A 16434-nucleotide genomic window follows, 5' to 3' on the forward strand; every position below is an offset into this window, starting at 1 on the left:
AAGGGAACGACGAAATACAAAAGCGCTTACATCGTGAGAAATAGTGAGACGAATAGCTTTTTAATCTAAAAACCGAATAAATTTTTTAAATCTTTTACGTAAGTACGACTCACAGGTATACTGGACCCTTCCTTCATGATCAGATTGTAGGTTGAATTGAACCAAGGCTGGATTTCAGTAATGTGATCGATATTGACGATGAATCCGCGATGAACCCTAATAAATTGGTCGGAATTGAGTTTCTTCTCTAGCATAGTGAGCGAATCACAAACCTTGTACTCACGTTCCAATGTTTTAATTGCGCATTTGCCTTCACACGAGCCTACGTAAGAGATCTTTTGATAATCGATTAAGACGATTCGTTCCTCAATAAGGACAGCTATCTTGCCAAATTGGGTGGACGGTGGAGTTATCTGATGAATTTCCTCCGGAACTCTGTGTATTTTATTTACTTTCTCCAACGTTTGTTGGATTCGCTTTTCATTAAATGGTTTTAAGATATAATCAATCGCATTTAATTCGAATGACTTTAGGGCGTATTCATCATAGGCTGTAGCAAATACAATAACAGGAGTCGGATTCAAGGTTAGCAATTGCTTGGCTAACTCAAGCCCGTTATCTTCTGCGAGCTCGATGTCCAAAAATACAACATCTGGCCTCAAAGCTGGAATTTGGTCGAGTGCGTCTTCTTTACAATCCGCTTCACCGACGATCTCTACCTGTTTACTCCGAAGCAAAAGATATTTTAGCTCATCTCTGGCAAGCGGTTCATCATCTACGATAAATGCTCTCAGCATGACTCATTCTCTCCTTTATGTGTGTGTTTAAAAAGTCGGATTTTCAGCACTGAGAAGGCTGGATAAAGCTAGGTCATGAGGAGCGAATGACGCAGCTTGTAAGTGAGCCCGGAAGGGCCGGCTGGGTTCAGATTCGATGTCAAATACGCTTCCCAAATAGCTTCGTGATCAATCAAAAGGGTGACTTTTTAAACAACCTCTGTATGATCAAGAGGGATAGACATGGTGACTATAGTTCCCTTGCCAACTTCACTCTGGATCCTTAATGAAGCTCGTCCATTATAAATGCCTTCTAAGCGTTCAGTAATATTAAAAATTGCCGTTCCAGTTCCTTTTTGGGAATCAACTGTTTGCTCACCCAGTACACGCATTTTGTCGCTATTAATGCCTGTCCCGTTATCCTCAACTACTATATTCATAGATTCCTTTGCGGCATCAATGCTGATGGTCATTTTTCTGTTCTCTTTTATATTTGTAAAGGCATGGTGAATGGCGTTCTCCACAAGGGGTTGTAAGGAAAATGGAGGCAGAAGGACTTTCTCTAGGCCTGGCCTGATATTCCACACAATTTGGTACTTATTCGGAAAGCGAGCTTGCTCTAGTGACAAATAGGCCTCAACATGTTCAATTTCTTTGTCCAGGGGAATGAGCAATTGCCGTGCCCCTTGCAAATTACTACGATAGAAATTACTTAGATCAATGAGCAGTTCTCGCGCTCTTTCGACATCAGTACGGCATAATGCAGAAATGGTATTAATCGCATTAAAGAAGAAATGAGGATGTATTTGCGCTTGTAAAGCTCTGATTTCCGCGTCCTTCAGCAGCTTCGATTGCTGCTCAGCTTGAGCTAATTCTAGCTGGGTGGAGAATAGATTGGCTAATCCTTCAGCTAATTCTTGCTGAACTTCTGTTAATTTGTCCGGCCGTGTGAAATACATTTTAAGTGATCCGACCGTTGTCCCATGGACTTTTAAAGGAATCACAATAGCGGCCTGCAATGGGCAGTCAGCTTGAAAGCAATGAATATCTTTTTTTGATCTCGCTACATGAATCACACCTTGTTCAAGCACTTTTTTAGTTAATTTAGTGGCCAGTCCCTCAAGAGGTGCATGATGATCGGAAGCAACACCAACATGTGACAGTGGCTTGTTATCGTCAGTAATAGCTACAGCATCCGCATCCGTTCCCAAGAGTATAATTTTGGAGATCTCCTTACACGAATCCGGGTTCAAGCCCTGCCGAAAAAAAGGAAGCGTTTGCTCTGCGATTTGAAAGGTTCGATTGGTTTGGAATGCGCGGGTCCTTTCTTTATCATTCAGCACTGACTGAATGATAAAGACAAATAGCAAAGTCCCAAAGCCGTTCCCAATAATCATGGGCAGTCCGATTAGCTGGACAAGCTCCCAGGCATTTGCGAATGGTCTGGCCATGATCAAAATAATTATCATCTGGACCGCTTCTAATGTCATTCCTAGCCATTTTCCTATATATCCGGCCGTAGCGCCTGCCAAAACAGTTGATAGGGCGCAGGCTGCAGCGGTAAAACCTCCAAGTGAATAACGGTGTAAACCGGCAATCAGTCCACTTCCTATTCCAACTGCAGGCCCTCCCAGCAAGCCTCCAATGAAAACGCCCATGACTCTGGTGTTGGCAATTGCATTCTCGGAACCAATAGAAGCTAGCCAATGCCAATTATGGTGGGCAATTGTACTGTGGTGAATTTCAATCCCCGTATAGTTGCTAATAATTCCAAATGTCCCGAACAGGATAGTGAGTTTCAGTTTCTCACTTGTTTTGTGTTCACCTTGTACAATTTGACGGAATGATTTCATTTGAGAGAGTAAAAAGGCTGCAGTCACAATAATACCTATTTTTTCGATCATGAAAGGCAGCAGCTGTAACATAAAGTCACCATCCGTTCTGTTTTATTCTCTACAATCCATTTGTATCCTATAACAAGACATAAGGATTTGTCGACTCCGTCTTGATAGACGTTATTTAAATAGTCCAGTCGCGCGTATACGCCCGGGGCGGGGGACATATAAAATAATTTGTGATATGCTCATGTGAGCAATTGGGAAAGAAATAATTTTACAAGGTGTATTGTTAAGGAGAATGGGAGAGAGAAAACTTGTTTTCATATAAAATCGGGGGTCCTAAAGACAGAAAAATTTTGTTTGGGCTAATGGCATTTGTGTTAGTACTATCCGTATCGATTGTGCTGTATTATGGCGATTATTTCTTTCTGGGAGATCCGAATGCTCCCAATAATGATGATGTGAAATATATTCAGACGGCAAAAATTTTGCTGAACGAAGGGACGCTTGCCTACAATACCGGAACAGAACCTACTTCATTTATTATGCCGGGCTTTCCGCTGATCCTGGCGGGATTTCTGGCGGTCTTTGGGCAGGATGGAGGAGGGATAGTGGCCTTTCGACTATTTCAGTGCTTGCTTCAAGCGGGTTCTCTCTATTTTATCTTCATTATTGCACGTTATATATTTAATTCGCGGACTGCCTTAATAGCCTGCGTAATAAGCGCCTTATATCCTCCAGACTACTTCTCATCGGGCGTCATTCTGTCGGAGACGATATTCCGGATCATTGTGCTGCTGTTAGTCTGCGCGCTTATCTCCGCCGTACAGTCCAAACGATGGGAATGCTATGTACTGATCGGCGTGCTTACTGCCGTCGCGGCTTATTTTAAGCCCCAGGCTTCTTTGTTCCCTGCCGTTCTACTTATTTTATGGTGGAGAGAGAAGTATACATGGAAGGAAATGCTGCGTTTCACCTGTATGATCGGCATGGTGTATATTGTTCTGCTGTCTCCATGGTGGGTTCGCAACATAATTACATTGGGTCACTTTATTCTTTTTACGGAATCGGGGGGCAGCCCATTTTTACTGGGAACTCAGATTTTTCATCTTATGCCGCCTGACGGGTTCTTTGAGGCTTATCCGCAATATCATCCGGAGACGCTCTTTCAAGGCCACGATGCAACTGCAGCAGCCAAAGGAATCGACATATTGAAATACGGCTTTACCCATGCTCCGCTACTGTATCTGTTATGGTATACGCTGGGTAAATTTATCGGATTATATTTCGAAGCCTATTACTGGCTGCCGATCTTGGGTCTGGATCTGGTGACTGCGCATGTGATTCAAGCGCTGCTGATCGGGCTAAGCATTGCCGGCATGGTGATGTCGCGAAGATCGGAGGAACGGAAGCGTCGTTTGCCTGTTTTGTTGACGATCTTGTATTTTACAGGAATTTATGTTCCGTTTATTGCCTTTTCGAGATATGGTTACCCGACGGTGGTGCTCCTGCTGATGTATTCAGCGTTGGCCGTCCAGCAAATCATCTATAAGATCAAGTTGAGCAGGCAGAAGAAACAGATGACACCACGTCAAATGGAAGGTTAATGAGGTGCGATGCTAGAAATCCTCGTTAACCTTTGTGAAAGTATATTTCCCACGTTTCGCAGCTCCTGACTAAGAAGTCAGGGGCTTTTGTGTTTGCTCCGGCGGCTGGCCAATGGACGTCATAGTTCTGTATGCCCGACTCCTTAGATTCTGAATCTCTATGCCTGGTTGTATTGTCTTAGGAAGTTCGGAGGGGAGAGGAAGATTAGCTGCCTTATTTTCGGGACAGGTAAATAAATGTATATACAAGGTCATGATTAATCTATTTGAATTCAGAGCCAAGTTTCATACTGTTACAGTAGGTCGTTGCTTATGGTGCTCGATCACGTGATAAAATCACGGAAAGGAGGAGGGAGCATCGAATTCAGCTTGTAAAGTATAGCTTGCTTGAAGAAAGTTAATCTGGTTTCTTGATCGATGCAAAGGATAGGGAGTAAAAGAAAGGGGCTAGCATGTATGAGAAGTAAACGATGGTTATCAATGGTCATAATTGCAGTCATGCTATTCACGCTTATTCCGGCTGCGTATGCGGCAGAGGCAACATCGTCACAGGACAGCAAGCAGGTTGTTGCCGGTCAGGACGCGCGTGGCGACCTGAATTTAGAACCGGTTGCTCAGCCTGATGGTCAGGTGCCGGCAGAACAGAGGGACGAGGGTGGCTTGGGATCAGTTCCGGCAGCCTTACCTGGAGAAGGGGCCATTGATCCGACTAACGAAGCCGCTCAAGGCACGGATCAGGTTGTTCCACCTGCTGAGCAGGCCCTGGGTGCAGAGCCGCAAAACGTAACCTCAGCGGTATATGATCAGCCATATAATTTGGCTCTTGGTCTCACTTATGAATGGTCAGAAGCGCCGGAGGCGGCATATTCGGATGATGGCGGCAAACTGACGGATGGCAAATACGGAGAGCTGGACATATCCGATCCAGCCTGGGTAGGACATCTCAAGAAGAAGACGCGTGAAGTCGTATTTGATCTCGGTGACCCGAAGTCGATCACGAAGATTAAGGCGAACTTCCTGCAGGACTGGCCAAATAATAATGTGCTTATGCCGCTGACAGTCTCGATGTATGTCTCCGATGATAAGCAGAATTGGGGACTGCTCTCGCATTATGCCACTCAGACGCTCTGGAGAGACGGACAATACAAGGAGAACTATGAGTGGGATGGAAGCAAGGATGGCATCAAGAGCATAGGTCCTGATGCGAAAATCGCTTATGCCCGTTACGTAAAGGTTATGTTCTCGATGCATACCAAGGCGATGAGCTTCGTGGATGAGATTGAAATTTGGGGTAGCGACGGACAGGTGCAAGGTGCGGTAACCGTTCCAACGCAGCAGCCAGCATTCCTTACTCCAGGCGAGGCGACGGCCGGGATTAAGCATCTTGGATTGCTCTATAACGGGCATTACAGCAATGATCTGGGAACCTGGAAGAAGGAGCGGATCATTCCGAATATCAGCTACGTGGATAAGGCCGGGGAGCCAACCGATTGGCTCTTTGACGGTGTTCTGTATTTGGGGACCTTCTCGGATCTGGGCCGCGGGTTTGGTGCCGGATCAGGTAATCCGTCGCTGAAAGAGGATTGGGAATGGTATTTGAATAAGACATTTGCTCCCGAAGGAGACATGGACCAGCTTAATGAAGCGACCAAGGAAGTGGGCGCCAAGCTGAATCAGCCGAATCAGAAAGAGAAGGTTGTGCTGATGATCCCTTATCCGGATGAGGGAGTAACCAGTTTCGGCGATGTGGATGGCGATAATATATCCGAAAATTTTAAAGCGCTTACAGACCGGGTAAAGGCGGTTCAATGGTACCTGGATGAAGTGAAGCAAAGATGGGAAGCGGCGGATTACTCCCATCTTGAGCTTGTCGGGATGTACTGGCTGGAAGAGCAGATTGGCACCGATCACAATGGACCGGAGTTGATCCGCTTGGTTAGCGACCAGGTCCATACGATGACGGTTTCCGGCCGCAGCAATATGAAATTTTTCTGGATTCCTCATTTCCTGGCTTATAAGAGCTTCATGTGGAAGGATGTCGGGTTTGATGCTGTAGCCTTCCAGCCGAACTATTTCTTTGAACCGATGGATTATGATCGTCTGGAGGACGCGGCGAATATTGCGAAGCGGTACGGGATGACCAATGAATTCGAATTCGATGACCGGATGCTGACCGACGGGGTCTTCCGCGAACGATATATCGATTACTTGAACAGCGGTGTTGAGACCGGCCTGATGAGGGGTGGCTTCAATGCATACTATCAAGGAAATAACGCTGTATATAACAGTGCGAAGAGTCCGGATCCGAGCAACAGGGTTCTATATGATTGGCTGTATCAATATGTACAAGGGACGTATCAGATGAATAATGCGGTGCCTCCCGAAGTAGATGTACTGATGAATGGCGAGCCATTCCAAAGCGGTGTTGTGCTGCCGGAGACAGAGTCGGTTCAGTTCACCTGGAAGCTGAGAGAGGATGACGGACTGACCAAGGTGAATGCGCTGTTTGATGGAAAGGCATATGAGTCGGGAACAGTCATCCCTCTGGCTGGCAAGCTGGGAAAACATGAATTACTCATTACGGTAACCTCCGGCAAATCGGTTAAAATCTCATATATAGTGGAGGCGTCCACGAATGCAGAGGGAATCCGGGCATACGTTGACCGCTTTGCAGAAGAACAGAAAATTACAGATGCAGCAGCGGTGCATTCCTTGATTAACTACTTGGAAATGATGAAGCGCTATGAAGGAAAGGACGCGGCACAAGCTGCCAAGTATCTTAAAGGCTTTAACGTTAAGCTGGATCAATTTACGAAGGCCGGAATGGTAAAGACGGAGGCCTGCAACACACTGAAGGAGATCGTATATTATCTCACAGGCAACTTGGCACAGGATAAAGCCGTTGAAGCCTCTTCAACGGAGGGGGGCAATCCTAATTATGTACCGGCAAAGGCCGTCGACGGGTTTCCTGCCTCAAGATGGGCGAGTGACTATGTAGACAATACCTGGTTCCAAGTTGATCTGGGCGCAGCGCAAGAGTTCAATACGATCCGCATCGATTGGGAATATGCCCGGGCTAAGACCTACAAGCTGCTTGTATCCGACGATAAAAAGACCTGGACTAATGTTATGGCTAATGACGGAGTTATTACAGCGCAGGATGGCAAAGAAACGGTGCAATTCTCCCCGGTAACCGCGAGATATATCAAATTCCAAGGGGTTGATCGGAACACGGATTATGGTTATTCCTTCTACGAGTTTGGAGTATATAACCTCTCCGGCGACGTTGAGGTGCAGGCTATTGACGGCTTGCAAGCTACCGTGGACACGGCAGCAAGGAAAGTCATGATTGACGGATTGCTAATGAATGGCGAAGCCCAAGCCGCAGTAAGCTTGAAGGTGTTGGATCCTCAAGGCAAGGTTGATTATGAAGAGCAGAAGGCAAGCACCGCAGAGGGGAAAGTCCAATTCGCATTTACGCTGAAGGGTCAATTGGAAGGAACCTATGAGGCATACGTATCGACAGACGGTATGGTGACGCCCGCTAAGGTGAGCTTTGACTACAAGAAGGCAGACCCAGGCAATGGCAACGGGAATGAAGGCCATGGCAATAACGGTAATAATGGTAGTGGGGGAAGCGGCGGCGGTTCCTCTGTTCCAACTTCGCCTTCTGCTTCAACGTCTGTTGAACTGAGGCCACAAGCCGATGGCTCGGTTTTGGGCGAGGTAAGTACAAAGCTGGATTCCGATGGGAAAACAGCCGTGGGGATGGTGAGCGAACAGGATCTGCAGAAAGCGATGGCTGAAGCCAAGGCGGATGCGGATGGCAAGCTGAATATCACGCTTAAGATGGACAGCATTAGTGATGCAGCGAATTATGCGCTGGATCTTCCGGCCTTATTCCTCTCCGAGTATCCGAATCTGTCGATCAAGATGAACACGCCAAAAGCGTCAATTGTTCTATCCGGGCAGATGTTCGACAAATCTGCTGATCTGGGCAAGCAAATACGCTGGATCATTGGTACAGGGGATGTTCAAGCCCTGAGCAAATCCGCACAGGCCCAAATCGGCAGCAGACCGCTCATTCGGCTGGAAGTGAAGATCGATGGCAAGAGCATAGCTTGGAAGAATGAGGAGGCACCAGTTACTATGGCAATTCCGTATGTTAGAGCTAATACGGAGGCCGCTTCCAGCCTGGGCATTCTAGCGATCAATAACCAGGATGCGGCTAATATCATTCCAGGAGCATCGTACTCCGATGTGAGCCAGGAAATCAGCTTCCAGGTCGGTCAGATCGGAACGTATGGAGTATTTGCTGAGCGGTCTGCTGTGCAGTTTACCGATCTGGGCAAACATGCCTGGGCACAGGAAGCGATCGAGCAGCTGGCCGCCTTAGGGATTGTAAAGGGGACATCAGCGGCAACATTTAGTCCGACCGAGCAGGTAAGCCGTGCAGACTTTATTGTCATGCTGGTGAGGGCACTGGATTTGAAGGCAGACGGAAGCGGTGCATTCACCGATGTGCAATCACAGGATTACTATTATGATGCGGTATCGATTGCGAAGCAGCTTGGCATCGTCACGGGGATGGATGGCGATAAGTTCGTTCCGCAAGGGAAGATAACGAGACAAGACATGATGGTAATGGCAGCTCGGGCGATCCAGGCGGCAAAGGGACAAGAGATCTCGGGCAGCTTGGCATCGCTGGAAGGCTTCAAGGATACGGCGGTGGTAGCCGATTACGCAGCAAGTCATATCGCGGGAATGGTTGAGCAGGGTCTGATTCAGGGAGACCGTGATCGGATCAAACCGCGCGACCAGGCGACCCGTGCCGAAGCAGCTGTATTCCTGCATCGTTTGTTATATAGCTTAACGACCGTTCAATAAATAGCAAAAAGGACTTGGCTAATGCCAAGTCCTTTTTATGTGCCTGATCATAAGTACTAATATGCAACTATTTGGCTGGATCATTCCTTAATTAGGGTCGGAATCAGGGAATAGTTGCATACATGCAGCTATTCCCCAATTTCGAGGCGAATTCCTGAGTATAATTGCATTTCTGCAACTATTCTTGAAATACAAAGCGCCTAAATCTCCTAAGCCAATCGCATTCTGAAGTCTTCGTAGCCAAATTCATGCACGATCTGACAGCTCCCGGTTTTGTCGCGCAGCACAAGGGCTGGCAACGGCATGCCGTTAAAGGTCGTGTTCTTCACCATGGAGTAAATCGCCATGTCGCCGAAGACGAGGCGGTCGCCGTTCTTCAGCGGCTGATCGAACGAGTAATCGCCGATGTTGTCGCCCGAGAGACAGGTAGGCCCGCCGAGCCGATACGTATAAGGCTTCTCACCGGGTTCCCCGGAGCCAAGCAGCGGCGGGCGATACGGCATTTCCAGCACGTCTGGCATATGGCAGGAAGCGGACGTATCCAGAATGGCAATATCCATTCCATTCTTCATCGTATCGAGCACCGACGTGATCAGAAAGCCCGCATTCAGAGCAACGGCTTCTCCAGGCTCAAGATAGACCTCGAGGCCGTATTTATCCTGCATGCGGCGGATGCATTGCTCCAGCAGAGGGATATCATAATCCTCTCTCGTAATATGATGCCCTCCGCCAAAGTTGATCCATTCCATTTGCGACAGCCACGGTCCGAATTTCTCTTCTACGGCATCCAGTGTCGTCGCCAGATCATCGGAATTCTGCTGGCACAATGTATGGAAGTGCAGTCCGGAGATTCCCTCCAGCAGATCCGGGCGAAAATGCTCACGGGTCACGCCAAATCGGGAACCGACGGCACAAGGATTGTAAATGTCATGCCCAACCTGTGTTGAACATTCCGGATTGATGCGCAGACCGTACTTCTTGCCTGCGGCCAGTACTTTATGACCGAACTTCTCTACCTGGGAGAAGGAGTTGAAAATAATGTGATCGCAGAGCTCAATGATCTCATCGATCTGATCCTCCCGGTAAGCCGGGGCAAAGCAGTGATTCTCCTTGCCCATTTCCTCATGACCCAACCGGGCCTCGTACAAACCGCTGGAGGCTGTTCCACTCAGATAGCGGCCGATCAGCGGGTAGGTTGTATACATCGAGAAAGCCTTCTGCGCCAGTATGATCTTGGCACCGGTGCGCTCCATAATACCGCCTAATATTTCAAGGTTTCGTTCCAATAGAGCTTCATCTACTACATAACATGGGGTAGGCAGTTCTTCGAAGCGCATGTTAGCGAACCAGCTCCGTTTCACGCTCTTTGCCAGCGGTTGCTTCGTCTTCCGGATAAGCATCCACGAGATCCGGATTGAAGCTTTCTTGCCATGGAAGTCCCCATTTGTTCAATGCATCCATAAATGGATCCGGATCGAATTCTTCAATGTTGTAGACGCCTGGTTTGTTCCATTTGCCTGTCATTACCATCATAGCGCCGATCATGGCAGGAACGCCGGTGGTATAAGCGACTGCTTGCGACCCAACCTCTTGGTAGCACTCCTCGTGGTTGCATACGTTGTAGACATAGTACAACTTGTCTTTGCCATCCTTTTTGCCTTTGAAGATACAGCCAATATTCGTCTTGCCCTTCGTACGCGGACCAAGGGAAGAAGGATCCGGCAATACCGCCTTCAGGAATTGCAGCGGAATAATCTGCTTGCCTTCAAATTCGATCGGCTCGATCGAGGTCATGCCAACATTTTCAAGGCATTTCAGGTGGGTCAGGTAGCTCTGTCCGAAGGTCATGAAGAAGCGGATCCGCTTCACGCCCGGAATGTTCAGGGCCAGCGACTCAATTTCTTCGTGGTGCAGCAGATACATATCTTTTTCCCCGATTTCAGGGAAGTCGTATACGCGTTTGATCTCCATCGGTTCAGTCTCAACCCACTCGCCGTTCTCCCAGTAGCTGCCGTTGGCGGTTACTTCACGGATATTGATCTCAGGGTTGAAGTTGGTAGCGAACGGATACCCGTGGTCGCCAGCGTTGCAGTCGAGAATGTCGATGTATTCAATTTCGTCAAAATGATGCTTCAAAGCATGGGCGGAGAATACGCCGGTTACGCCTGGATCGAAGCCGCTGCCCAGCAAGGCAGTGATTCCAGCTTGCTCGAAGCGCTCACGGTATTCCCATTGCCATTTGTATTCGAATTTCGCCGTATCTTCCGGCTCATAGTTCGCGGTATCCATATAGTTGGTCTTGGTAGCCAGGCAAGCATCCATGATCGTCAAATCTTGATATGGCAGAGCCAGGTTCATCACGATATCCGGCTTGACTTCGTTAATCAGAGCAATCAGCTCGTCGACATTGTTGGCATCAACCTGTGCGGTTGTAATTTTCGTCTTGCCCCCGTCCAGCTTTGCCTTAAGCGCATCACATTTGGATTTCGTACGGCTGGCGATGCAAATTTCCTCAAAAACCTCACTGTTTTGGCAGCATTTATGGATGGCTACCGAAGCTACGCCGCCGCAACCGATAATTAGTGCTTTTCCCATTGTCCATATCCCCTATCTCAATGAATTTTTGGTGGTCAATCACGCAAAAAAAGCAAGTGAATACATGCGCTTAGCGCACACATCACTTGCTTCTGATATATCGATATTAAGTATCTCCAATAGAAATCGGACATATATCACCATGCCAACGCAAAATACACATAACGAATTCGCGAAGCACAATGATCCCTCAATATTCAAATATATCCTGCTTGATCAGAGTCTATATAGCAAATAATCGCCTTTACCACTCTTATTGACCGTTTCACAAGTTGATGTGCATAATGCACTGGTTGTAAAGTAACCAACTTATAAAATTTGAGCTTTTAACTCAATCAATAAGGCAACGCTAGGTTGCCGATCGGCATTTGACCCGGCTGTCCGTATGGCCTTAACTCCCCGGGAAGGAAGTGGTCAAAAAATTATCTGCTTGGAAAGACTCGCAAAATATATTGAATACCGACTTTCCAAATTGCTCTTTTATATTAGCAGGAGTTTATTCATTCGGCAATATAAATTTTTAAATTTTATTTACAGGTATTTTGTGGAAAGGTTTGAGAAGGTATTGTTGGGACAGGACAACCAGTATAGCACATCGCAAAAAAGTGATACCTGCCAGTGAACGTCGAAACCAGCTGAAGAGTGGGTCTTCTGTAACGAAACTACAGAGCGCTATTTCTGCAAAAACGATCCTTGTTGGAACCTAAGGAAACACCATAACGTTATTTGCGGAATAATCAAGCAAAAGATCACTATTTTACCTAAATAACGCTCCTCTGTTTCGTTAAAATTTCAGACGGCTCTTATTAGCGCAAATAACGATACCACGGTTCGTTAGACAGGATACGGGCGAGCGTCATACTTTTCCCGTTGCGTCCTGCAGAGATACATCGACATCGATTTTCGGCATGTCAGTGCAGTCTTTATAAATTCCTTAGAAATAGTTGCTACGATAACCGGGAAGGTGGATACGTGAACAATTCAATGGATTTTATAGGGAGGAAAAAGCAATGAAAGCAAGCAAGAGATTAGCAGGGATCGTGGCGGCGGGAATGGCCTTGACGTTGCTGCTATCGCCGATAAATGTCTCAGCGGCTGGGCAGCAGGAAACGGGGATCAACACGGGGTTCCAGGACAATTTCCGCGAGATCAAATCGGCAACGTCAGAGGATTATACGGATCTGGAGTTTCTTAAGCCGTTATTGAAGGATAAGACCGTCGTCAGCCTGGGCGAGAACTTCCACCGTGTGGCGGAATACAGCAGCATGAAGACGAGGTTGATTAAGTATTTGCATGAAGAGCTTGATTTTGATGTCGTTATGTTCGAGTCCGGGCTGGGTGATTCCTTTATGGCTTACGAGAATGCCGACATTTTACCGGCCAAAGGAATGATGGAGGGCTCCATCTTCCCGATCTGGCACTCCAAGGAGACGCTGGAGCTGTTCGATTATATCAAGCAGCAGAAGAGCACGGAGAATCCCCTATATCTTGCCGGGTATGATATGCAGTTTACATCGGGATACTTGACTCAGTTTATTGCCGGCTGGATCGCCAAGGTAGATGAGCAGCAAGGCAAGGATTACTTTGACTTCGAGATGCAGGCAATAACTGACTTTTATACGGTGATTAACGAATATGGCCTAGACTTTGACAACAATCCTCAAGCGAAGCAGGAGATTCAAAAAGTATTGAATAAGTATGAACCTAAATATAGAGCGATCATTCAGTTTATCCAAGAGAACAAGGAGCAGCTCGCCGCAGCATTTCCGCAAAATGCCAAGATGGTCGATATTGCTCTGAAAACGTTGGAGGACCGGATCAGCTTTATCAAAATGGGGTTGTACGGCACGAAGGAGAGCTATGAATTCAGAGATCGGATCATGGCCGATAATGTCGAGTGGCTGATGCAGGTGATGTACCCGGGCAAAAAAGTGATTTTATGGGCGCATAACGATCACCTGGCCAAAAATACGTCGGGAATGATGACGAAGGAGCAGGGCAAGTGGATTCACAGCTTCACCAGCATGGGAGAGCTGCTTCATAAGAAGCTCAGGGACAAGGGATATGTAATTGGCTTCTATATGAACAGCGGTAGAGCGAGCACGATTACGACGCAGCAGCTCTTCGATATCAAGCCGATGCCGAAGGGCAGCCTGGAGCAGATCGTAATGGGCAGCGGTTATAAGATTGCCTTCGCCGATCTGTCCCAGCATAAGACGCCGGACAAGAGCAACTCCTGGATGTTCAGAATGAACTATGCCGCTGAGGATGGAATGACCTCGGAGATTATTGCCCCGAACGCGATGAGGTTTATCCCCAGAGAGCAGTATGATGGCATTATCGTCTTCGATCAGGTGAAGGAGCCGACGACGGAATATTAATACGAATCCCCGTGAAGTGGCAGCGATGTTGCATTTCAGGGGGATTTTTGCCGTGTGTGCATGTACAATAAAAGGGATAGTAGTTGAAAGGACATCTGTGAAAATGAGAGAAAAGATTCTGATTGCTGACGATGAGCGGGAAATTGTAGAGTTCATGCGCGACGCACTGGAGGATGATGGTTACGATGTGCGGATCGCATATGACGGCAGCCAGGTGCTGGACCGGCTTGAAGAGCATGAGCAGTTTGATCTGATCATTTTAGATATTATGATGCCTCATCTCGATGGCCTTGAGGTGTGTCAGGTGATTAGGGATCGGGTAGCTTGCCCTATTTTGTTCTTAAGCGCACGCTCCGCCGAAGCCGATCGCATCCGGGGACTTGCTGTCGGCGGTGACGATTATATCGTTAAGCCCTTTAGTATGCAGGAGCTCAAGGCGAGAATCAGAGCGCATTTGCGCCGCGAGCAGCGGGGGCACATGGGCCGACATCCGAAGCTGCTCCATCACGGCCATCTGACGATGGACCTGGATAGCCTGCAATTATTTTACAAGAACATCCTTATCCCTTTAACCAGTCGGGAATTCGAATTGCTCCAGCTTCTCTTCATGCACCCGAACCAGGTATTCTCCCGCGAACAGATGTATGAGAAAGTTTGGGGGTATGATGCCGAGGGAGACGCCGCTACGGTGACAGAGCATATTAAGAACATCCGTGCCAAGCTGACAACGGCAGCGCCTGAGCAGACATTTGTGACGACGGTATGGGGGGTAGGATACAAATTCAACAGACCGTGAAGACGAGTAGAAGGCCGCTGCGCCGACAATTTATGAGCGCGTTTGTGCTTATCCTGTTATTTAGTTTCCTATGTTCACTTATGGTATGGGGGGTTACTCTTTATTTTTTGATTCATCAGACGGGGAGGGGGGTCCTTCCGGCTAATCATTACGAGCGGCAAATCCCGCGGATTCTGGAATATGCCGCTAGGCAGCAGGCTGCCTTGTTATCTCCTCAGATGCAGGATGAACTGGAGAAAGTGATCCCGCTTCAGGGCATCCAATATCAAGTTATCGATCTCGACGGACGGATTGTCTACGGATGGAAGGGAGAGAGCTATGTCAATGGTCCGGAGGATTTGATCGAAAAGCTGAACAGGACGGATAGTTATAACGGCAGATTTGTTAAGTTCAGTCCTATTCTTGATGCACAGCAGCGGCTGAAGGGGATGCTCCTGCTCCGCTATAGTCTTAATGTGACTGCCAATAATCCTAGGAATGGGTTGCTCGTTAGTCTCGTATTGGGCAGCCTGATCGCCCCATTCGTATTTATAGTCCTGTTCTCTGCGATCTTCGCCAGGAGGCTAGGCAAGCGGCTCGAACCGTCGATTACCCGGATTATTGGGGGGGCGCGGCGAATTCAGCAGAATGATCTTAATTTCTCAGTCGCTGGAGAGGGCGGGTCAAAGGAATTGACCGAGCTTTCGAACGCTTTTGAAGAGATGCGAAGTGCGCTGGAGCAGTCTTTGAAGCGTGAATGGCAGTTGGAGCAAGAAAGACGCGATATGATCTCGGCGATTGCCCATGATCTGCGGACCCCGTTGACGATTATCCGGGGCCACGCGGATAACCTGATCGAGAACGGCGCACGACATCCCGAGCGGCTGGAGCGGTATCTGCTGACTATTCGAAACAGCACCCAGCGTGCCGATAAAATGCTGACCGAGCTGCTGTTCCTAAACCGGATCGATATGCCTGACTTCATCTTGGAGTATCTGCCGACGGATTTAGCCGCCTTCTGTGAACGGAAGAGGCAAGAGTTCGATCTGCTGTGCCGCGAAAAAGGGGTTACGCTTTGCTGTTCACGCCAGCAGTGGCATCACCATGCAGAGCATCTGCTTCTTCTCGATTCCGCAAGGCTGGAGCAAGTTCTCGATAACGTCATTACAAACGGATTAAGATTTACACCAATAGGTGGAGAAATAGAGTGGACGATCTCGGTATATGAGCAGCATATTATTTTCGAGGTAAAGGATACGGGGCCGGGCTTCAGCGAGCAAGATCTGCGCTTCATGTTCGATAGATTCTATTCCGGGGATACCTCCAGATCTCAGGCTCAAGGCCACTCCGGACTGGGCCTGTACACAGCGAAGCTGCTCGTGGAGAAGCACGGCGGAAAGATCGAAGCCGGGAATCGTACTCAAGGCGGCGCTTGGGTAAGCCTTACTGTACCCTATAAGTGTGCTTCATAGGGCTCATATCCAGATAAGAGCCACCGGAATCCGGTGGCTCTTTGACTATCACTCATATTGTATGGAAATGGGAATGCCTCGGATGTTGGTTCATAATCGATGC

General features: G+C 47.9%; 9 protein-coding genes. 5 read left to right on the plus strand and 4 right to left on the minus strand.

Going from position 1 to position 16434, the window contains the following annotated elements:
- Positions 1-65 precede the first annotated feature (65 nt).
- On the minus strand, positions 66-797 hold the full coding sequence (locus tag DMN77_RS00500; protein ID WP_068779230.1) for a LytR/AlgR family response regulator transcription factor: 732 nt from the start codon (positions 795-797) through the stop codon (positions 66-68).
- A 188-nt stretch (positions 798-985) separates the two neighbouring features.
- Positions 986-2701 (minus strand): sensor histidine kinase, encoded by a 1716-nt coding sequence (locus tag DMN77_RS00505; protein WP_179013040.1) that lies wholly within the window; start codon positions 2699-2701, stop codon positions 986-988.
- A gap of 227 nt (positions 2702-2928) precedes the next feature.
- Here DMN77_RS00505 and DMN77_RS00510 point away from each other — a divergent pair, with 227 nt between their 5' ends.
- Together DMN77_RS00510 and DMN77_RS00515 are read left to right on the plus strand one after the other, a co-directional pair.
- A complete protein-coding gene (locus tag DMN77_RS00510; protein WP_069188301.1) occupies positions 2929-4221 on the plus strand; it encodes an ArnT family glycosyltransferase in 1293 nt (430 codons plus the stop codon).
- Positions 4222-4677: 456 nt separating this feature from the next.
- Entirely contained in the window at positions 4678-9108 is a 4431-nt protein-coding gene (locus DMN77_RS00515; protein ID WP_179013041.1) for a DUF4855 domain-containing protein, read from the plus strand.
- Between the two features lie 209 nt (positions 9109-9317).
- Here DMN77_RS00515 and nspC read toward each other — a convergent pair whose 3' ends face one another.
- A complete protein-coding gene (gene nspC / locus DMN77_RS00520) occupies positions 9318-10445 on the minus strand; it encodes a carboxynorspermidine decarboxylase (protein WP_179013043.1) in 1128 nt (375 codons plus the stop codon).
- A gap of 1 nt (position 10446) precedes the next feature.
- Positions 10447-11703: a saccharopine dehydrogenase family protein gene (locus tag DMN77_RS00525; RefSeq protein WP_179013044.1), complete on the minus strand. Its 1257-nt coding sequence runs from the start codon at positions 11701-11703 to the stop codon at positions 10447-10449.
- Positions 11704-12713: 1010 nt separating this feature from the next.
- On the opposite strand from DMN77_RS00525, the gene DMN77_RS00530 reads away from it, so the two are divergent.
- The 3 genes from DMN77_RS00530 to DMN77_RS00540 all read left to right on the plus strand — a co-directional run bounded on the left by DMN77_RS00530 (position 12714) and on the right by DMN77_RS00540 (position 16331).
- Positions 12714-14084: an erythromycin esterase family protein gene (locus DMN77_RS00530; protein ID WP_179013046.1), complete on the plus strand. Its 1371-nt coding sequence runs from the start codon at positions 12714-12716 to the stop codon at positions 14082-14084.
- Between the two features lie 103 nt (positions 14085-14187).
- Complete coding sequence (locus tag DMN77_RS00535; RefSeq protein ID WP_179013047.1) at positions 14188-14880, plus strand: response regulator transcription factor; 693 nt, start codon at positions 14188-14190, stop codon at positions 14878-14880.
- A gap of 107 nt (positions 14881-14987) precedes the next feature.
- Complete coding sequence (locus tag DMN77_RS00540; RefSeq protein ID WP_256872175.1) at positions 14988-16331, plus strand: sensor histidine kinase; 1344 nt, start codon at positions 14988-14990, stop codon at positions 16329-16331.
- Positions 16332-16434: the final 103 nt, after the last annotated feature.

It is taken from the genome of Paenibacillus sp. 79R4 (genome assembly GCF_013393165.1).
Taxonomy (GTDB): Bacteria; Bacillota; Bacilli; order Paenibacillales; family Paenibacillaceae; genus Fontibacillus.

Coding starts and splice junctions, on each gene's coding strand:
- DMN77_RS00500 (WP_068779230.1), bottom strand. CDS start 797: ATGCTGAGAGCATTTATCGTAGATGATGAACCGCTTGCCAGAGATGAG.
- DMN77_RS00505 (WP_179013040.1), bottom strand. CDS start 2,701: ATGTTACAGCTGCTGCCTTTCATGATCGAAAAAATAGGTATTATTGTG.
- DMN77_RS00515 (WP_179013041.1), top strand. CDS start 4,678: ATGAGAAGTAAACGATGGTTATCAATGGTCATAATTGCAGTCATGCTA.
- nspC (WP_179013043.1), bottom strand. CDS start 10,445: ATGCGCTTCGAAGAACTGCCTACCCCATGTTATGTAGTAGATGAAGCT.
- DMN77_RS00525 (WP_179013044.1), bottom strand. CDS start 11,703: ATGGGAAAAGCACTAATTATCGGTTGCGGCGGCGTAGCTTCGGTAGCC.
- DMN77_RS00530 (WP_179013046.1), top strand. CDS start 12,714: ATGAAAGCAAGCAAGAGATTAGCAGGGATCGTGGCGGCGGGAATGGCC.
- DMN77_RS00535 (WP_179013047.1), top strand. CDS start 14,188: ATGAGAGAAAAGATTCTGATTGCTGACGATGAGCGGGAAATTGTAGAG.